The 21,276-nt window shown below is 46.7% G+C and carries 8 protein-coding genes and 3 pseudogenes; 3 read left to right on the top strand and 8 right to left on the bottom strand.

The features are described 5' to 3' along the window. Positions 1-23: 23 nt before the first annotated feature. The 4 genes from MRK00_09565 to MRK00_09550 form a co-directional block, all read right to left on the bottom strand. Positions 24-629 carry a CIA30 family protein gene (locus tag MRK00_09565; protein MDR4517616.1) on the bottom strand — a complete coding sequence of 202 codons (606 nt, stop codon included), beginning with the start codon at positions 627-629 and terminating at the stop codon, positions 24-26. A 472-nt stretch (positions 630-1,101) separates the two neighbouring features. After that, positions 1,102-1,284, bottom strand: a complete 183-nt coding sequence (locus tag MRK00_09560) for a hypothetical protein (GenBank protein MDR4517615.1) — start codon at positions 1,282-1,284, stop codon at positions 1,102-1,104. A gap of 473 nt (positions 1,285-1,757) precedes the next feature. Next, entirely contained in the window at positions 1,758-3,752 is a 1,995-nt protein-coding gene (locus tag MRK00_09555) for an ATP-binding protein (GenBank protein ID MDR4517614.1), read from the bottom strand. 176 nt (positions 3,753-3,928) lie between these two features. Then, a complete protein-coding gene (locus MRK00_09550) occupies positions 3,929-5,140 on the bottom strand; it encodes an IS256 family transposase (GenBank protein ID MDR4517613.1) in 1,212 nt (403 codons plus the stop codon). Positions 5,141-5,524: 384 nt separating this feature from the next. Here MRK00_09550 and MRK00_09545 point away from each other — a divergent pair. Continuing rightward, positions 5,525-6,526 (top strand): annotated as a pseudogene (locus MRK00_09545) (alpha/beta fold hydrolase). A gap of 9 nt (positions 6,527-6,535) precedes the next feature. On the opposite strand, the pseudogene MRK00_09540 reads toward MRK00_09545, so the two are convergent. From MRK00_09540 to MRK00_09530, 3 genes and pseudogenes are all read right to left on the bottom strand, one after another. Next, a pseudogene (locus tag MRK00_09540) lies at positions 6,536-6,757 on the bottom strand (U32 family peptidase C-terminal domain-containing protein). A 428-nt stretch (positions 6,758-7,185) separates the two neighbouring features. After that, positions 7,186-13,884, bottom strand: a complete 6,699-nt coding sequence (locus MRK00_09535) for a hypothetical protein (protein MDR4517612.1) — start codon at positions 13,882-13,884, stop codon at positions 7,186-7,188. 434 nt (positions 13,885-14,318) lie between these two features. Continuing rightward, positions 14,319-14,471, bottom strand: a complete 153-nt coding sequence (locus MRK00_09530; GenBank protein MDR4517611.1) for a hypothetical protein — start codon at positions 14,469-14,471, stop codon at positions 14,319-14,321. Between the two features lie 797 nt (positions 14,472-15,268). Here MRK00_09530 and MRK00_09525 point away from each other — a divergent pair. After that, positions 15,269-16,270: pseudogene (locus tag MRK00_09525) on the top strand (alpha/beta fold hydrolase). A gap of 9 nt (positions 16,271-16,279) precedes the next feature. Here the strand turns inward: MRK00_09525 and yegQ are convergent. After that, entirely contained in the window at positions 16,280-17,644 is a 1,365-nt protein-coding gene (yegQ, locus tag MRK00_09520) for a tRNA 5-hydroxyuridine modification protein YegQ (protein ID MDR4517610.1), read from the bottom strand. Between the two features lie 95 nt (positions 17,645-17,739). On the opposite strand from yegQ, the gene dnaE reads away from it, so the two are divergent. Continuing rightward, positions 17,740-21,240 (top strand): DNA polymerase III subunit alpha, encoded by a 3,501-nt coding sequence (gene dnaE, locus MRK00_09515; GenBank protein ID MDR4517609.1) that lies wholly within the window; start codon positions 17,740-17,742, stop codon positions 21,238-21,240. Positions 21,241-21,276: the final 36 nt, after the last annotated feature.

Genomic DNA, 21,276 nt, shown 5'->3' with positions numbered 1-21,276 from the left:
CGTCTGGATGCCTGCTATGTATTTTAATATGGAGCATAGAATTTAATCGATGCCACACACAAGTCAGCTTTGAATTCCTTGCCGGTAGCTACAAGGCCTATACGTTTGAGTTTATCTTTATGGAATTTTGTCGTTGTCCTATAGGCTTTAATATCCTCAAAGGAAATACGGATTGCTTTCCAGTCAGATACGGCTTTAAAGCTGTATCGATACGATTGCCATGGCAGCCAAAGATCAGTCGTGCGAAAGTGAACATTATAATGTTCATCGTTACCGGAAACGATAATTTCAACACCGGTATAAGATGAAGCATCAAATGCCCCATCATTAGTTAAATCCAGTGCCATTTGGACAAAACCGCCATTATTGTCGGTAGAAACATCACCACGCATGCGTAAACAGTTTCTTCCTTTGGAGCTATCCAGTGTTAGCTGACCATTGGAGACGCCTCCCATAACTTGATCGGTAACCATTCGCCACTGTGTGCCAAGGTTAGAACTAAAGTTGCTGGTGGTTCGATCATCAATAATTAAATCTTTTGCCAAAGTGATATTCCAAGTCGAAATATATAATGATAAACCGATCGAAACTTTAAGTATAAAAAGGACATTCGATAATTGAAAATTCATAGTCTGTCACCCAGCCTATTGTTTGTATTGGTTTCAGTGAGCTCTAGTTAAATTTGGAGCATTTTAAATGCATACTCTTCTTTTATAATGGTGGCTGCACCAATAAAATTGACGAATCAACTTCAGCTATAAGTTGTTCTGCGACTGAGCCCACGAAAAAACGTTTCACAAAAACGGGGTCACACAAAAACGGGGTCACACACAAAAACGGGGTCAGATCTTGCAATGCAGCACACAAAACACCTAGGTGTCACCGGGGCAAGTTTTGAATTGTAACAAACGTTAAAAATGGATGGAATCTTGACCTGCAACAAATGATAAAAAGCGAGTGTCGGAAATTCTGGAATAGAAAGATATCGATTGGTTTAACTTCTGTTTTTCCAATATTCAGGTTCTCTATGGAGATGCATTACTGCAAGAATGTAAATGCTATCCTTTTCTTTTGAGTATAAAACGCCATATGGAAACCTTCTCACCAAAGAACGTCGATATCATTATCAATTACTGGCCACGCATCTGGAAAAAGGATAATTCGCTCCACGGCAGAGTGAATTTCAATGGCTAAGTCGAAACCAAGACCAGTTTCAATTCCTTCATAATATTCAATGACCTTGTTTAATTCTTCTGCTGCGTCAGGATGAAACGTAACTTTCATTAATCAAAGTTATTCCATATTTTCTGAAAAACTTTGTCTGCAAGTATCGATTCAACTTTTCCTGAACGTAATTGATTAAGCCGTTGTTATGCCAAACTTGCCCATTTGATATCAATATCTGTTTCTGGTGAATTAAGGCTTTTTAATAGAGAATCCAGCACTAACGCTCTGTCTTCTACAGGCAAAGACATAGCCTCTGCAATTAAATCTTTTATTTTCATACTATTTGCTTGGCCTTTAAGTTTAATTTAATATGACTATCTCAATAATAATTAGCGTAAAGATGAAAGTCCAAATTTTTTAAAGAAACACGTTTTATAGCACGTATAGGGTCTATATTAAATGCTTATTTCTGGCAACATATTCTAACGAAAACGGTGTCTTGCAATACAACACTTATTTGCAGGTATTTCAACCGTAATGGGCGCTCAATTTTAAATCGGCATCAACAATGGCTTTCTATCGTAACAATGTCATTGCCTGGTGAGAGGGATTTTAAAATAGAATATGGAGCCTTTTCCATATTCACTTTCGACCCAGATTTCACCTCGCATAAGTTCTACGATTTTGCGAGCAAGTGCCAGACCTAACCCTAGGCCACCAAATTGACGGGTAGATGAGGTATCAACTTGACTGAAGAGTGTAAAAAGTTGACTTTGCTGCTGCGGAGAGATGCCGATTCCGGTATCTCGCACGGAAAAATGCAACATGGAACGCCTATGGGTATCACCATCAAGGACAACGCTTACTGTTACGGATCCACCGGGCTCGGTAAACTTTACTGCATTATTACCAAGGATCATGAGCAATCGTTGAAGCCGTTTCGGATCACTATTTATGACTTCGGGAACATTGTTCGCAATATCGAGCGTGAATTGCAACTTCTTTTTTTGTGCATCTTCCTCTATCACTTTAGCCGCATTTGTGATGATCTCCCTGAGCGGGAAATCTATCTTTTCCAGCTGTATTTTGCCGGATTCGATCTGGGAAATATCCAGAATTCCACTGATTATTTCTAACAGATTGTTAGCAGCCTCAAGCGTTCTATTTACGTATAAACGTTGATTTTCATCTAATGATGACATGAGCATCAATTGTGACAACCCGATCACAGCATTGAGGGGGGTGCGAAGTTCATGTGAAACGTTGGCCAAAAAATGACTTTTCGCCTGATTGGCGGATTCGGCAACCTCTGCCGCTTTCAGAATGGCCTGCTCCGCCATTTTCTGCTCGGTTATATTGACTATTATATAAATAATACCTTTAGTTGCGTCTGCGGATTCTATTGACTTACCATTGATAAAGCACCAAAGGATGGTGCCATTCTTGTGCTTAAATTGATACTGACCCTCAAAAATTTTCCCTTGAGTTAGCTTGGGAAAAGATTCCATGTTCATCCGTTTATAGTCATCCGGATTGGCAAAGAGTAATTCTAAGCCTTGTTCCTTAAATTCATCCAGTGTGTAACCAAACATATGACTCATATGCTGATTGGCCCAACAAAAATGGTTTTCAGTAAGCTGGGCAATCGCTACGACAGCATTGTCGAGAATGATTTCACGACTGCGCAAAGTTTCGGTAAGTGTGTTAGCCATGGAACTGATACTGTCAACCAAGATACCGATTTCATCGTTATGTGCATGCGCGATATGGTGAGAATAGTTTCCTTCTTGTATCAGTTTGGCGTCCATCCCCAGTGTTGATAGAGGAGTTATGATACGCGCCTTGAAAATAACAAATGCGTAAACTGAAAAACCGATGGTAACCAAGATCAATACGATGATTAATAAAAGCAAGTACTGTTTGTTCTTATTTGCAGATTCCAATTCATTAGCATAACGCTGTTCCAAGAGACTGAAAAAATCATCAATTGGTTTCATAATGCGGGACTTGGCCTCGTGATATTTTTTGCCATAAAGCAACTTAATTGCCATCTCCAGGTCTGCTGCCGCTCTGACTGCAAACCGTCCTGAATCGTCCCGATACAACCCCTTAACAGCGTTCATTGCCGTATCTTCTAGATATATCAGGTCATCAGACTCTCTTTTAGCTTCGGTAAGTTTAGCGATCTCTTGTGGAGTAAGCCCCAAATCAATCATACGTTTTTCGATACTATAACGCTCGCCATCCTGATTAAGCAGAGCATCATCGACTGTGACATGATCCCAATACGAGCGGGTATAACCGGCTGGGCGTGGCTGCTGACCATCACGGATGGCAATAATTGCTCGAAAAAAGCTCTGGTAGCGCTCATCACCCGTTACAACATAGGTGCGAGCAAAACGAGTTAAATCATCTGAAGACTGTTTGAGTTCAGAGGCGAGTCTAAAGGCCTGATATTTGTCTGCTTCCAATACCTTATAAAGCTTTTCCTGCTGTAAAAGAATGATAGCCGTTACCGCCATAACGCCTACCAATATTGTATAGATGGCGGCAATCAACATAATTAAATTACGAATGGATAACATAAGCTATATCAGACTAAGGTATTGAGATATTAAAAGAGGGTGTTCAAAATTCTGTGTCAGTTTGTCAATCACCTAACGCGCTTCGCTTGTTGACCACTGAAACCGGTGACCGATCGACACAATTCGTGTCGATACGCTAACCAGTTTCAGCGGTGACATAAAAATCTGTATTAAATTCATAAATCCAGCGCCGCATCCAAACGCCCCTCAAAATATATCGCAAGCTGGGATAATGTCAAATTCCAGTTTAGTATTGGCATTGTCCATTTTTTGCTGGCGTTTTTGATACCAACATACAATAATTTCAACAGACTGTTTTCATTCGGAAATCCACCTTTGGTTTTTGTCAGTTTGCGAAATTGGCGATGTACGGCCTCAATGGTGTTGGTTGTATAAATCACACGGCGTATCGGTTCAGGATATTTGAAGTATACCGATAAATTTTCCCATTTGTTGCGCCAGGATTGAATCACGATGGGATACTGTTTTCCCCATTTGGCTTCCAATGCATCAAGCGCATCTTCAGCTGCATCAATGGTCGGCGCTTTGTATACCGGTTTCAGGTCAGCCATGAATGCTTTTTGATTTTTTGACGCCACATATTTCATCGAATTGCGGATTTGATGAATAATGCATAACTGAACCTCGGTTTCTGGAAAAATACTGTTGATTGCCTCAGGAAAACCCACGAGTCCATCAACGGCGGCAATAAGGATATCCTGTACGCCACGGTTATTTAAATCTGTCAGTACGGAAAGCCAAAACCGGGCGCCTTCGCTTTCCGATACATACAACCCTAGTACTTCCTTCTTTCCTTCAATGTTTAAGCCAAGTACGGTATAAACTGCCTTGCTGATATAACGGCTGTCTTCTTTCACCTTGTGATGTATGGCATCCAGCCATACGAACGGATAGTGACTATCCAGCGGGCGCTGTTGCCATTCCCTAAGCTCCGGAATAAGCTTATCTGTGACTGCGCTGATCGTCGCCGTTGAAACATCAATGCCGTACAGTTCGGCAATATGCCCAGAAATATCCTGATAGCTGGAACCCAACGCAAATAACGATAAAATCTTGCGTTCGATTTCATCGGTAAGATGGGTCTGATGCTTTTTAACCAACTGTGGTTCAAATGTACCGTTGCGGTCTCTGGGTGTTTCCAGTTGAAAACTACCTGATGCTGATTTTACAGTCTTTGGCGTCGTGCCATTCTTCCGGTTCTGTTCATCCCCGGATTTGATATGCTGTTCAAGTTCCGCCGCCAATGCAGCTTCAGTGAGTTGTTTGATCAATGGCGTTAATATGCCATCTTTTCCATTCAAATTCCGCCCCGCTTTCAAGGATTCCAAGGCTTCTTCAAAATCAAATTGCACTGTAGTCTTGTTCATTCGTCACTCCTATAAAATTTAATACTAAAGGAATGACACAGAATTTCTAATACTCCCTATTAAAAAACAAAAACGGAGTTATACAGAAAATGGGGACTCATCTTTGGGTCTTGCAATCCAACACCCATCTACCCCATCTTTCTCAATAACCCACCTCGTAATAGAATAGCATATTGCATTCCAAACTCATCCGCAGTCACTTGCTAAACAAAGGCAGCAAAGTGACAACCAGCCCTCTAGATAATTCGCCACCCATCTACCTGACTGAATCATATGTATTACATCAATCTCACCGTGAAATGACATTAACATGCATAAAAGTCTCTTAAGAGCACCCTCCCCAATATGCTAAACTCCCCTCAGCCTTAAATATCAAGTTTCAGCATGAAAACCGATTCAATCCCGTTATACACTAAACCCTATATCGCGCCAAAATGGCTGCGCGGTGGCAATGCGCAGACGATTTATCCCTATTTGATGCGCCAGAAGCCGCTGTTTGTCTACCGTCGTGTGCGCTGGGAGCTCGATGACGGAGATTTCGTCGATATCGACTGGCTCGACGGCAACAAGAATGCGCCGCTGGTGGTTATTTTTCATGGTCTGGAGGGCGGTTCGAACAGTCATTACATTATCAGCATCAAGAATATCCTGCAGCAATACGGCTAGCATAGCGTGGTGATTCACTTCCGCGGCTGTTCCGGCTCGCCGAACCGGTTGCCACGGGCTTATCATGCGGGAGACTCGACGGAAATTGACTGGATGATCAGGCGTATTGTGCAGGAAAACAGACAAAACAACGCCGACGAGCAGCCTGTTTATGCCATTGGGGTATCTTTGGGCGGCAATGCGTTGCTAAAGTGGCTCGGAGAACAGGGTGAAGCGGCAAAAAGCTGGATCAATGGCGTTGCGGCCATATCCGTTCCGCTCGATCTCGCTGCCGCGGGTGCTGCGCTCGATTCAGGCTTTAATCAGGTCTATACGCACCATTTTCTGAGCATGCTGAAGTACAAGGCATTTGAGAAACTGGAAAAATTTCCGGGGCTGTTTGATGCAAAAGCGCTATCAAAATGCAGGACAATTTACGATTTTGACAATATCGTCACCGCGCCCTTGCACGGCTTCAAAAATACCGACGACTACTGGCAGCAATCGAGCAGCAAGCAATGGCTGCCGCATATACAGGTGCCGACTTTACTGATTAATGCACAGAACGACCCGTTCATGCCGGCTTCAGTATTGCCGGAAGCCGATGAAGTATCAACCGCAGTGACTCGGGAATTTCCCGATGAAGGCGGTCATGCCGGTTTTATCCTGCCGCCTTTTCCCGGAAAACTGGATTGGCTGCCGAGGACGATGATCAGTTTTTTCCACCATCAATGTAAATAATTCTGTCAGCTACGATAAAAACCGCGCCACAAACGCATTGCTGACAGCTTTTCCCATCGGAATACGAACACGGTGACCGCTGCCCGGCGCAGCAAATACCGGCTTGCCTTTGGTATCGAGCATCTGGGTCAATTCGACAATCTGATTTCCGGAAGGATGAATGATTTCCAACCGGTCACCGACCTGGAAACGGTTCTTGACCAGTACTTCCGCCATACCACTGGTTTCGTCAAACCCGCGTCCTTCACTGGCACCGGACGTTTTCACGCTTTGCGAGTCAATCAAACCGTAGCTCGGTGTTGTTTCTTTACCGTTTTTTTTCGATGCGCCCGATTCAATTGATCCATCACTTTTTCCCAAACGCCGCGTCGAATCCATAAGCTATAGTGATCGTAAACCGTTTTCCACGGTGGAAAATCATTGGGCAACAGTCGCTACTGGACTCCACTGTGGCCCCTATTTTTCTGCTTTTTGACGGAAAACCACCTAATTTCTTATAGCTCTATCTTTGGTTTTTTGGTTACGCTGAACAAATACTTCAAGTGTTTTTAAGCACGGTTGCCCTGATAGGATACGGTGGTGCACTTGATTTTTGAATACGGGATCCCAGATTTCCCATTACGTGGAATTTCTAATGGAAAATCTGGGATTATACTTGTTTAAACGGTCCACACAGGATCGATTGCAAACGATGATGAGTTATCAACGATTTCTTCAGGAATAACCTGATCGTAGCCCGATAGCTCAGTCAAAGAAGGTGAATCAATTCCAGCAGCTTGAGCATCAGTAAGTGATACATTAAAGTAAACATCAGTCATATCAATTGTGGAACCGTTTGTCAGTGTCGCAGAACTACGTTCCAAATGGAGATTATCTTGGGCATCAATGAAAGGCAATTCAGTAAATGCTACCGCTAAACTCTCAATGCCTGCGTCTGTTAAGCTTACCAGTTCACCATTATCGGTTTTGTGGTTACCGTTGGCATCCCGCCAAACCAATAGGCTGGAAAAATCAGCATCATCTGCATTAACAATTTTGTCGTTGTTGCTGTCGTAGGACGCCAGCTTGGTAAAACCGTCACCCTTATTAGATCCGCCGAATAATTCGGAGATATCGTCAATAGTGCCATTATTGTTAGTGTCGATAGCCAGTAAACCATCGTCGCTACCAACCCAGCCCGATTTAATGGCATTCCCATCACCAAGCAAATCGAAAGTTCCTTGTGCATCTTTTCTGGAAACAGTTTCCACACCATCTCCATCTAAGTCGATTACGATCGGTGTGATAGCAACATCCCAGCTCAGGTCATTCTCACCGGCGTCAAGATAGGTCCAATCGGTGTAAGTTGTATCGCCAGAAAGCTTATAGGCATCGCTGTCGATATTATCGTTCGATCCGATGTCTTTATATCCCCAAAACCAATCGCTCATGTCAAAGTTACCACCCCACCCACTATCATGTCGAACACCAGCTTTATCGAAATGGACATAATAATAGCCTTCATTCAAATTGGTGAATAAATAATTACCGTTACTGTTTGTGGTGGTTTGCGCTGCGACATATTGGTTGCTTCCGTTCCTAGCATATAATGTAACAGTAATACCGCTAATACCCGGTTCATTCGAGTCTTGAATGCCATTGTGATTCATATCTTCCCAAACACGGTCACCAATGCTGGCTTTCTGGGCGATGGCCGGGTTAACGTAACCGCTGGCATCGCTGTCACTGACAGTACTGGCGGTTACGGTGGCTATGTTTATGTACTCGCCATTGCCAACGGTCTCGGACACTGATGTATTCAGTTTATTGAGCTTAAAATTATCGTTACTCCCTTCGGTGTAAGCAGAGATGATCAGGGTATCACCTGTCAGTCCACCGTCGTTAATGTCAGCCCAACGAGAACTGCTGCTACTGGTAAAGTTGTTTTCCTTGGTGAAACCCTGGAGCAAGCTATCACTGAGTGAGGAAATATCTGTTCCGTTGCGATCACCGATCCAGATGGAGATGTCACTGTCATATACAACAGAGTTAAGGAACGCCATGTCGACCGTAACGTCTTTGTCAAATTCGAACAAGAGGTAATCATCCCATCCATTGTTGTCGACTCGATGACTATCGTCATTTATGGAATTAGTGACCCCCAGGCCAGCATCGTAGACACCAATGTAACCAGTATTCCAGGCACCGAAGTTATCACGACTGTGTGCGCTGACGTCAACCGTGACTCCGTTTGCTGTAAACGTACGAATATTGCCGCTCGAGCCCGTGGTACTGGAAGAGCCGGTGAAAACGAAATTTGCATCCGAGGTCGTAGTAACCGAGAGATCCTGCGCCGACATTGTGGTAGAAGTATAGAGCCAAGTCTCGCCGGCACTCAGGATACCATCCGAACCCACATCACTAGTCACAACCAAAGTCGGGATGAAGTCGTCGGCAAAATTGTTAGGCGTTCCGTTGTCGTCCTTAACCAGAACTTCAGCTTGTGCGAAGGCTACATCACCAGTGTTCGTTACATCGTAGGTAAAGGTGACATCTGTGCCGACAGCGATTTCAGGTAACACATTGAGATCGGTAACATCGATACCATTGACAAACTTCTCGATATCGATACTGGTCTTCTGTTCAACAGCTGGGTTTATATAACCGCTGGCATCACTGTCACTGACAGTACTGGCGGTTACGGTGGCTATGTTTATGTACTCGCTATTGCCAACGGTCTCGGACACTGATGTATTCAGTTTATTGAGCTTAAAATTATCGTTACTCCCTTCGGTGTAAGCAGAGATGATCAGGGTATCACCTGTCAGTCCACCGTCGTTAATGTCAGCCCAACGAGAACTGCTGCTACTGGTAAAGTTGTTTTCCTTGGTGAAACCCTGGAGCAAGCTATCACTGAGTGAGGAAATATCTGTTCCGTTGCGATCACCGATCCAGATGGAGATGTCACTGTCATATACAACAGAGTTAAGGAACGCCATGTCGACCGTAACGTCTTTGTCAAATTCGAACAAGAGGTAATCATCCCATCCATTGTTGTCGACTCGATGACTATCGTCATTTATGGAATTAGTGACCCCCAGGCCAGCATCGTAGACACCAATGTAACCAGTATTCCAGGCACCGAAGTTATCACGACTGTGTGCGCTGACGTCAACCGTGACTCCGTTTGCTGTAAACGTACGAATATTGCCGCTCGAGCCCGTGGTACTGGAAGAGCCGGTGAAAACGAAATTTGCATCCGAGGTCGTAGTAACCGAGAGATCCTGCGCCGACATTGTGGTAGAAGTATAGAGCCAAGTCTCGCCGGCACTCAGGATACCATCCGAACCCACATCACTAGTCACAACCAAAGTCGGGATGAAGTCGTCGGCAAAATTGTTAGGCGTTCCGTTGTCGTCCTTAACCAGAACTTCAGCTTGTGCGAAGGCCACATCACCAGTGTTCGTTACATCGTAGGTAAAGGTGACATCTGTGCCGACAGCGATTTCAGGTAACACATTGAGATCGGTAACATCGATACCATTGACAAACTTCTCGATATCGATGCCAGGCGTTAGTTGAACCAGGCCCGCATCCCATGTTCTATCGGACTCGCCGGATGTAAGCACGGTTTGGATGGTAGTGCCATCTGTTACGTTGGCATCAGAATCCGCCGTGTCAGCGCCCGCGTCTTGTGTCGTGAAGCTGTGGCCTGCCGGCAGGGTTGTTTTGTCAAACTGCACACTGTAGGTGCCAGGCCGCAAACCTGTAAACAGGTAGTTACCGTTGGCATCGGTGATCAGTGGACTGCCTACGGCAACGCCGTTACTGTCCAGTAACGTGACTTTTACGCCTGCAACTCCCGCTTCGCCAGCGTCTTGTATGCCATTGTTATTCGCATCCAGCCAGACACGATCACCCAGCTCTGCGGTTTGGTACAATCCCGCGTCTGCTGTGTTATTGGTTTCACCCGCAACCAATGTGTAATCGCCTGACATTTGCGTCGCCGGGTCAATATCACTATCCAGTGCATCATCTGCACCCTGGTTGGCGTCCGTGATGATATAGCCGGCCGGTGTTACGATTCCAATACTGTATGTGCCGGGATCAACATCAAAGCTGTAATTACCGTTGGCGTCTGTGGTGGTGAAACCAATAACGTTGCCGTTGGCATCCTTGAGTTGAACGGTTACGTTTTCAATGCCGGTTTCGCCCGCATCCTGAATGCCGTTGGCGTTGGCGTCTTCAAACACTGTGTCGCCAAGCTTGGCCTGGACAACCGGGTCTTGTACGATACCCGCATCCCATGTTCTATCGGATTCGCCGGATGTAAGCACGGTTTGGATGGTAGTGCCATCTGTTACGTTGGCATCAGAATCCGCCGTGTCGGCGCCCGCGTCTTGTGTCGTGAAGCTGTGGCCTGCCGGCAGGGTTGTTTTGTCAAACTGAACACTGTAGGTGCCAGGCCGCAAACCTGTAAACAGGTAGTTACCGTTGGCATCGGTGATCAGTGGACTGCCTACGGCAACGCCGTTACTGTCCAGTAACGTGACTTTTACGCCTGCAACTCCCGCTTCGCCAGCGTCTTGTATGCCATTGTTATTCGCATCCAGCCAGACACGATCACCCAGCTCTGCGGTTTGGTACAATCCCGCGTCTGCTGTGTTATTGGTTTCACCCGCAACCAATGTGTAATCGCCTGACATTTGCGTCGCCGGGTCAATATCACTATCCAGTGCATCATCTGCACCCTGGTTGGCGTCCGTGATGATATAGCCGGCCGGTGTTACGATTCCAATACTGTATGTGCCGGGATCAACATCAAAGCTGTAATTACCGTTGGCGTCTGTGGTGGTGAAACCAATAACGTTGCCGTTGGCATCCTTGAGTTGAACGGTTACGTTTTCAATGCCGGTTTCGCCCGCATCCTGAATGCCGTTGGCGTTGGCGTCTTCAAACACTGTGTCGCCAAGCTTGGCCTGGACAACCGGGTCTTGTACGATACCCGCATCCCATGTTCTATCGGATTCGCCGGATGTAAGCACGGTTTGGATGGTAGTGCCATCTGTTACGTTGGCATCAGAATCCGCCGTGTCGGCGCCCGCGTCTTGTGTCGTGAAGCTGTGGCCTGCCGGCAGGGTTGTTTTGTCAAACTGAACACTGTAGGTGCCAGGCCGCAAACCTGTAAACAGGTAGTTACCGTTGGCATCGGTGATCAGTGGACTGCCTACGGCAACGCCGTTACTGTCCAGTAACGTGACTTTTACGCCTGCAACTCCCGCTTCGCCAGCGTCTTGTATGCCATTGTTATTCGCATCCAGCCAGACACGATCACCCAGCTCTGCGGTTTGGTACAATCCCGCGTCTGCTGTGTTATTGGTTTCACCCGCAACCAATGTGTAATCGCCTGACATTTGCGTCGCCGGGTCAATATCACTATCCAGTGCATCATCTGCACCCTGGTTGGCGTCCGTGATGATATAGCCGGCCGGTGTTACGATTCCAATACTGTATGTGCCGGGATCAACATCAAAGCTGTAATTACCGTTGGCGTCTGTGGTGGTGAAACCAATAACGTTGCCGTTGGCATCCTTGAGTTGAACGGTTACGTTTTCAATGCCGGTTTCGCCCGCATCCTGAATGCCGTTGGCGTTGGCGTCTTCAAACACTGTGTCGCCAAGCTTGGCCTGGACAACCGGGTCTTGTACGATACCCGCATCCCATGTTCTATCGGATTCGCCGGATGTAAGCACGGTTTGGATGGTAGTGCCATCTGTTACGTTGGCATCAGAATCCGCCGTGTCGGCGCCCGCGTCTTGTGTCGTGAAGCTGTGGCCTGCCGGCAGGGTTGTTTTGTCAAACTGAACACTGTAGGTGCCAGGCCGCAAACCTGTAAACAGGTAGTTACCGTTGGCATCGGTGATCAGTGGACTGCCTACGGCAACGCCGTTACTGTCCAGTAACGTGACTTTTACGCCTGCAACTCCCGCTTCGCCAGCGTCTTGTATGCCATTGTTATTCGCATCCAGCCAGACACGATCACCCAGCTCTGCGGTTTGGTACAATCCCGCGTCTGCTGTGTTATTGGTTTCACCCGCAACCAATGTGTAATCGCCTGACATTTGCGTCGCCGGGTCAATATCACTATCCAGTGCATCATCTGCACCCTGGTTGGCGTCCGTGATGATATAGCCGGCCGGTGTTACGATTCCAATACTGTATGTGCCGGGATCAACATCAAAGCTGTAATTACCGTTGGCGTCTGTGGTGGTGAAACCAATAACGTTGCCGTTGGCATCCTTGAGTTGAACGGTTACGTTTTCAATGCCGGTTTCGCCCGCATCCTGAATGCCGTTGGCGTTGGCGTCTTCAAACACTGTGTCGCCAAGCTTGGCCTGGGCGTTGGTTTGACTTATTAAACCTGCGTCAATTGTTTGATTTGATTCACCCGCTGCCAGACTGATGATGTCGCTTAATCCTGAGTTGGTGTCTGCATCGCTATCGAGTGTGTCTTGACTATTACTATTGGCATCTTTAACCGCTAAGGCCATGTTGGCAGGCGGTATAAACTTGACTTGATAGTCGCCTGCCTGCAATCCTGTGAATTGATAAAACCCAGTCTCAACTGCTGCAGTACTAAAGTCGTCTCCTGTCTTAGTAGTAGCAATCAATGTACCTGCGCTGTCGTAGAGCTCAACCACAACATTATTAACACCTAATTCACCGACATCTTGTATCCCGTTATTATTGTCATCTTGCCACACAAAATTGCCAATTTTGGCTGACTGCAGCTGGATGATGAGTGGTTGTACATTGCCTTCCGGATCGATTAAAGCCGAAAAATAGGCGTTTGTTGGTACTACATTGTTACCACTCGAAATCGCAGCCTGAGATTGCGCCACAAGAAAATCAATATCGGTACGCTCAAGGGTTTGTCGGCCATTATCAGATAAAATGTCGGGCGTAATCCCAATATTGTATTCAGCAGACGTATAGCCAAGGATTTCATAAATAGCTGATTGCACTTCTCCATAATTGAATTGGCCTGCAAATTTCGGATCTGAAGTAAAGTTTTGGGCTAGGAGCCAATTAATTTGGTCAATTTGGGTGTCTGTAATCGCATCTACACCCGCTGCGATATAATCGGCAACATTCTCGCCATCATTCCCCGTCGCATTGTAAAGTGTTGGAGAAAAATTGATCGTTAAAATTGGGTGCAGGCAATAGGCATCGTAAGTTCCATTGGGCAGATTTGGGTTTGTGCTATTGGTAATTACTGCATCATAAAAACTAGGTGCGTTGAGGTCAGGTTGTTGCCCAAGACCTGTGCCGGCCACGTTAACAGCTGACGAAGTAACGCGAAGTGTCATTATACTCATAATATATTTATTGTCTTTAATTATTCAATTATGGCGCGGAGCGTTTTTGTCTAGCGCCTAGTATAGAAATATTGTGTGAATGCTGCATCCGAAGCAAAGTTGAAGAAATGCTAACCAAATATATGATCAACTCTTTGTGTTTTTACCTATGATATTTACGTGTTCTAACGAGATAAGGCGTGTGCGAAAGGCTCATCTATCAGTTTTTACTAGTTCCTTTCCAAATCGAACGCGCATGTTTCTGGTTGTTGCAGAAGAACTGCCCTTCAGACCACGTACACGTCCAATTCAGAAAAGTTTTTCGTTTAAGTCCGACAGAATTGGTATTAATTGCAGCATAAGTGTTCGTGTTTGCGTTTCCTGATAAAACGACGGGTTAGTATCAGCACAAATTGCGATTACTTACACACTGATTAATATCACGCTACGGACTATTATTTTTTAAAGTAATTTACGATAGCAATTGCCAGTGCGCCGATGCCTATCAATGCTAAAACACCGGGAATTGGCACTGGATTGAACGAGGGAGCCGCTAGAACAGGGGCGCTGGTTAATGCTAGAGCTGAAAATGCGACTATTTTTTTCATTTTTGTAACATTCCTTTTTTACGTAATGGATTATTTCTAAGAATAATTATTCAGAACAAACCTTTAACATAAGTCAAATAGAAAGGCGTTAGTTTGCTCTGTAAAAATTCAAGCAAGAATTACGCCATTAACTCAATCCCTGCAATTGGTTTAACACAATTAATTGATAATTAATGGATAATTATGAGAAGAAAATGATTAAATAGCTGGCTGATAGTTGGGGATGATTCTGTAATGATAGTGAGTGTAAAAAATCTCGACACTTAGAAATTTTGAATGAACGGCATTAAACCCAATCCTTGCAATTGGTTTAACACAATTAATTGATAATTAATGGATAATTATGAGAAAAAAAAATAATTAAATTGCTGGTTGATAGTCGGAGATGATTCTGTAATGATAGTGAGTGTAAAAAATCTCGACACTTAGAAATTTTGAATGAACGGCTTTACAGCTCATCCGGCAAGTGCATACTTTCGAAATAGCAAAATAGGGGTCAAATCTTGTAGCAAAATAGGGGTCAAATCTTGCAACCCAACACCCTCCTTACCCCATCTTTTCCAACAACCCAACGCATAATAACATAATGCACCCAAAACTCATCCGCAGTCACTTGCTAAACAAAGGCAGCAAAGTGACAACCAGCCCTCTAGATAATTCGCCACCCATCTACCTGACTGAATCATATGTATTACATCAATCTCACCGTGAAATGACATTAACATGCATAAAAGTCTCTTAAGAGCACCCTCCCCAATATGCTAAACTCCCCTCAGCCTTAAATATCAAGTTTCAGCATGAAAACCGATTCAATCCCGTTATACACTAAACCCTATATCGCGCCAAAATGGCTGCGCGGTGGCAATGCGCAGACGATTTATCCCTATTTGATGCGCCAGAAGCCGCTGTTTGTCTACCGTCGTGTGCGCTGGGAGCTCGATGACGGAGATTTCGTCGATATCGACTGGCTCGACGGCAACAAGAATGCGCCGCTGGTGGTTATTTTTCATGGTCTGGAGGGCGGTTCGAACAGTCATTACATTATCAGCATCAAGAATATCCTGCAGCAATACGGCTAGCATAGCGTGGTGATTCACTTCCGCGGCTGTTCCGGCTCGCCGAACCGGTTGCCACGGGCTTATCATGCGGGAGACTCGACGGAAATTGACTGGATGATCAGGCGTATTGTGCAGGAAAACAGACAAAACAACGCCGACGAGCAGCCTGTTTATGCCATTGGGGTATCTTTGGGCGGCAATGCGTTGCTAAAGTGGCTCGGAGAACAGGGTGAAGCGGCAAAAAGCTGGATCAATGGCGTTGCGGCCATATCCGTTCCGCTCGATCTCGCTGCCGCGGGTGCTGCGCTCGATTCAGGCTTTAATCAGGTCTATACGCACCATTTTCTGAGCATGCTGAAGTACAAGGCATTTGAGAAACTGGAAAAATTTCCGGGGCTGTTTGATGCAAAAGCGCTATCAAAATGCAGGACAATTTACGATTTTGACAATATCGTCACCGCGCCCTTGCACGGCTTCAAAAATACCGACGACTACTGGCAGCAATCGAGCAGCAAGCAATGGCTGCCGCATATACAGGTGCCGACTTTACTGATTAATGCACAGAACGACCCGTTCATGCCGGCTTCAGTATTGCCGGAAGCCGATGAAGTATCAACCGCAGTGACTCGGGAATTTCCCGATGAAGGCGGTCATGCCGGTTTTATCCTGCCGCCTTTTCCCGGAAAACTGGATTGGCTGCCGAGGACGATGATCAGTTTTTTCCACCATCAATGTAAATAATTCTGTCAGCTACGATAAAAACCGCGCCACAAACGCATTGCTGACAGCTTTTCCCATCGGAATACGAACACGGTGACCGCTGCCCGGCGCAGCAAATACCGGCTTGCCTTTGGTATCGAGCATCTGGGTCAATTCGACAATCTGATTTCCGGAAGGGTGTATGATTTCCAGCCGGTCACCGACCTGGAAACGGTTCTTGACCAGCACTTCCGCCATTCCACTGGTTTCGTCAAACCCGGTAATATCGCCGACATACTGGCTGCGGCTCGATTCTGAATGACCGCGCAAGTAATTCTGCGTCTCATGTGTCTGATGACGCTGATAAAAACCGCTGGTATAGCCGCGGTTGGCCAGTCCCTCGAGTTCTCCAAGCAATGACGGATCGAATGCTTTTCCGGCCATGGCGTCGTCAATCGCCTTGCGGTAGACCTGTGCGGTTCGGGCGACGTAGTAGACCGACTTTGTCCGGCCCTCGACCTTGAACGAATCAACCCCGATCTTGACCAGCCGTTCGATATGTTCCACCGCGCGCAGGTCTTTTGAATTCATAATATAAGTACCATGCTCATCCTCCATGATCGGCATAAGCTGACCGGGGCGCTCTTTTTCTTCAATCAGATAAACCGCGTCGGCCGCCGGGTGGCGTTTCACACTCGGCTGCTGGCTGGTGGTTTCATTGTTCGCTTCGTTTAAGGCTTCATTAAAATCGAAATCGATTTTTTCGATTGCTTCAATATCTCCATTGTCTCCTTCCCCGCCTGCCGTCACTTTATAATCCCAACGGCAGGAATTGGTGCAGGTGCCCTGATTCGGATCGCGGTGATTGAAATAGCCGGATAACAGACAACGCCCCGAATATGCAATGCACAACGCGCCATGCACAAATACCTCGATCTCCATGTCCGGGCATAAATCGCGGATCTGCGCGATTTCATCGAGCGACAGTTCACGCGACAGAATAACGCGTGTCAGGCCGATTTTTTGCCAGAACTTGACGCCCATATAGTTGACGGTATTCGCCTGTACGGACAGATGAATGGGGACATCCGGCCATTTCTCGCGCACCATCATGATCAGTCCCGGATCGGCCATTATCAGCGCATCGGGTCGCATGGCAATCACAGGCTCCATATCCGCCAGATAGGTTTTAACCTTGGCGTTATGCGGCATGATATTGCTCGCGACAAAAAATTTTTTCCCGAGTGTATGCGCCTCGCTAATACCCGTTCTTAACTGTTCCAGGGCAAATTCGTTATTGCGGGCGCGCAGGGAATAACGCGGCTGCCCGGCATACACCGCATCTGCGCCATAAGCATACGCCGTGCGCATTTTTTCCAGTGAACCGGCGGGAAGTAAAAGTTCTGGAGTCGTCAACATGAGGTAAAATTAATAATGTGAACAAAAAAACAAGATAGGATCGATGTCCTGTTTTGAACAATCAATCGACAAAGCGTTCAATTGTACCACCTATGTCCATAGCATCTGCCGAATCCGCATTTATACATTTGCGCCTGCACAGTGAATTTTCAATTCTGGACAGCACTGTCAGAATTAATAACGCTATTGCAAAAGCGGCTACCAACCAAATGCCCGCATTGGCGATTACTGACCTGACCAACCTATTTGGCGCAGTAAAATTCTACCAAAATGCCCGCAAAAACGGAATCAAACCCGTTATCGGCTGCGATGTCTGGATCACCAATGAATCGGCACGAAACAAACCGGCGCGTATTTTATTGCTGTGCCAGTCCTATGCAGGATATTTACTGCTGTCACGCCTGTTATCGCGCGCGCATCTTGAAAATCAGGTGCACGGCCGCGCTGAAATCCGGCTGTCCTGGTTGCAGAATGAAGAAAGCGGCATGGATGGATTAATCGCGTTATCCGGCGCGCGTTTTGGCGATATCGGTCAATCCATCCTAAAAAACAATTTTCAGCAGGCTGAATTACAGGCAAAAGAATGGGCTGCACTTTTTCCAGACCGGTTTTATATCGAAATACAGCGCGACGGCCATGAACAGGAAGAATATTTACTGCAACAATCGCTGATTATAGCCAGCAAGCTCAATCTGCCAGTCGTCGCAACACAATCGATTCAGTTTCTCGAACCGGATGACTTTGACGCACATGAAGCCCGTGTTTGTATTGCAGAAGGTTATATTCTTGGTGACCGGCGACGTCCCAGGAAATTTACCCGAGAACAATATTTCAAAACGCAGCAGGAAATAGCCGCGCTGTTTGCAGACGTACCCGCTGCATTAGCAAACAGTGTCGAAATCGCCCGGCGTTGCAATCTGGAACTCGAACTCGGCGTCAACAAGCTGCCTGTATATCCGACGCCAAATCACGAAAGTCTGGAAGACTATCTGAAAAGCCAGGTTGCCGCCGGACTGGAAAAACGCATGCAGGCGCTCTACCCTGAAGAAAAGACGCGCCATGAACAGCTGCCCCGATACCAGGCGCGCATGGCATTTGAAGTGGACACCATTATTTCCATGGGTTTCGCAGGCTACTTCCTGATTGTTGCCGACTTTATCAATTGGGCCAAGCTCAATAACGTGCCTGTTGGACCGGGACGGGGGTCCGGCGCCGGTTCGCTGGTTGCATTCTCACTGGGTATCACGGACCTCGATCCACTACGGTACGATTTACTGTTCGAACGCTTTCTCAACCCGGAACGTGTTTCCATGCCGGATTTCGATATTGATTTCTGCCAGGACAGGCGTGAACGGGTGATCGACTATGTCAAACAACGCTATGGCACACAAAGCGTTTCCCAAATCATCACCTTTGGCACGATGGCTGCAAAAGCCGTGGTTCGGGATATCGGGCGCGTACTTGACCTGCCGTATAACTTTGTCGACCAGCTGGCGAAACTGGTTCCTTTCGAGATCGGCATGACATTGAAAAAAGCGCGCGAACTGGAACCGCAACTAAACCAGCGCGCAGCCGAGGAAGAGGATGTCCGTAATCTGCTCGAACTGGCTGAAAGCCTGGAAGGGCTGACCCGCAATATCGGCATGCACGCAGGCGGCGTCTTGATCGCACCGGGGAAAATTACCGATTTCTGCCCGGTCTACTGCACCGAATCGGCCGATTCGGTAGTCAGTCAGCTCGACAAGGACGATGTCGAGAAAATCGGTCTGGTTAAATTTGATTTTCTTGGATTACGCACACTGACTACACTCGATCGCGCCGTCAGTTACATCAACCAGTCCCGCAATCAAAATTTTTCAATCGGTGAACTGCAACTGGATGACGCCGCAACCTACGCATTATTACGGCAAGGTAACGCTATCGGCGTTTTCCAGTTTGAATCGCGCGGCATGAAAGACCTGCTGCAAAAAGCAAAACCGGATCGCTTCGAAGACATTATCGCGTTGGTCGCACTCTACCGCCCCGGCCCGATGGATTTGATTCCTGATTTTATCGAACGCAAACATGGCATTCAAAAAATTGAATACCTTGATCCGCGCCTCGAACCGATCCTGAGTTCGACCTACGGTATCATGATTTATCAGGAACAGGTGATGCAAATCGCCCAGGTCATTGGTGGCTACAGCCTGGGCAGCGCCGATCTGCTGCGCCGCGCCATGGGCAAGAAGAAGGTTGAAGAAATGGCGCAGCAACGCGATATTTTTGTAGCCGGAGCAGTTAAAAACAATCTGAACGAACAAAATGCCATTGAGCTGTTCGGCCTGATGGAGAAATTTGCCGGTTACGGTTTTAACAAATCCCATGCCGCCGCTTATGCGCTCATCGCCTACCAGACCGCATATCTGAAAACCCACTATCCAGCAGAATTTATGGCGGCCTGTTTGTCGGCTGACATGGACGACACCGATAAAGTCCATATCTTTATTGAAGACAGTCTGGCAAACGGACTGACCATTTTGCCGCCCGATATCAATCTGTCGGCATATCGTTTTGTTCCAACCGACCATAAAACCATCCGGTACGGCCTGGGCGCAGTAAAAGGCACCGGCGAATCGGCAATTGGCGCGATCATCAAAGTTCGTGAACAAAGCGGCGCTTTTAAGGATTTGTTTGATTTTTGCAGTCGCGTAGACAGGCGCATTATCAACCGGCGCGTCATAGAGTCGCTCATTCGTGTCGGCGCATTCGATTGCCTCTATGAAAACCGCGCCAGCCTGTTGGCTTCAGTCGGAATAGCCATGGAAGCAGCTGAGCAATCGAGCCGCAGCGCAAATCAAACCGGTCTGTTCGATGATTTCGACGAAGCAATGCTGCAACCTGCATTGATTGCAAGCGGCCCGTGGACGGAGCGGGAAAAACTGCAGCAGGAAAAACAGGGCCTTGGTTTTTATTTCAGCGGACACCTGTTCGATACCTATGTTGATGATATCAGGCCGTTTGTCCGTACCGCGCTCGACCGATTAAATCCACAGCGCGAAACGCAGCTGGTGGCGGGCATTATTCATGCTGTTCGCGTTCAGATGACACGGCGCGGCAGAATGGCCGTCGTCAGTCTCGATGATGGCAAAGCCAATATTGAACTCATTGTATTTGATGAATTATTCAATATTCACCGTAACTGGCTCAAGGAAGATCAACTGCTGATTGCAGACGCCAAAATAGGCATTCGCGGTCAATACAACGATAAAGAAGGTAGCGATGAATTGCGTATTACTGCGGAAAAGCTGTACGATCTTGCCGGTATTCGCACCCATTTCGCCAAGCTGATCAGGCTTCACTGCAACCCCGACACCCTGCTTGCAACTGCGGCTTTGAAAACACTGCTCATGCCCTATTCCAACCAAAACCATTCTGACCACCCTGCCAGCAGGAGCAATGGAGAGTTATTGTGTCCGGTGTCTCTGGTCTACCAGAACCAGGAAGCCGCGTGTGAAATTACCCTGGGTGACAACTGGCGGGTCAACCTGCACGAGCAACTGTTGCAGACGTTAACACAGCACTTCAAGGCCGAAAATATTGAAATTGTTTATTGATGACTATCGAATGTTTCCGCTCAAAGCAACTGTTTC

Source organism: Nitrosomonas sp., assembly GCA_031316255.1.
In the GTDB taxonomy this organism is placed as follows: Bacteria; Pseudomonadota; Gammaproteobacteria; order Burkholderiales; family Nitrosomonadaceae; genus Nitrosomonas.
This window is presented reverse-complemented; position numbering and strand designations above follow the sequence as displayed.

Bases quoted from the DNA above. Each gene is read 5' to 3' on its own strand.
- MRK00_09560 (MDR4517615.1), bottom strand. From the start codon at position 1,284: ATGAAAGTTACGTTTCATCCTGACGCAGCAGAAGAATTAAACAAGGTC.
- MRK00_09550 (MDR4517613.1), bottom strand. From the start codon at position 5,140: ATGAACAAGACTACAGTGCAATTTGATTTTGAAGAAGCCTTGGAATCC.
- MRK00_09530 (MDR4517611.1), bottom strand. From the start codon at position 14,471: ATGAAAAAAATAGTCGCATTTTCAGCTCTAGCATTAACCAGCGCCCCT.
- MRK00_09555 (MDR4517614.1), bottom strand. From the start codon at position 3,752: ATGTTATCCATTCGTAATTTAATTATGTTGATTGCCGCCATCTATACA.
- MRK00_09565 (MDR4517616.1), bottom strand. From the start codon at position 629: ATGAATTTTCAATTATCGAATGTCCTTTTTATACTTAAAGTTTCGATC.
- MRK00_09535 (MDR4517612.1), bottom strand. From the start codon at position 13,884: ATGAGTATAATGACACTTCGCGTTACTTCGTCAGCTGTTAACGTGGCC.
- dnaE (MDR4517609.1), top strand. From the start codon at position 17,740: ATGTCCATAGCATCTGCCGAATCCGCATTTATACATTTGCGCCTGCAC.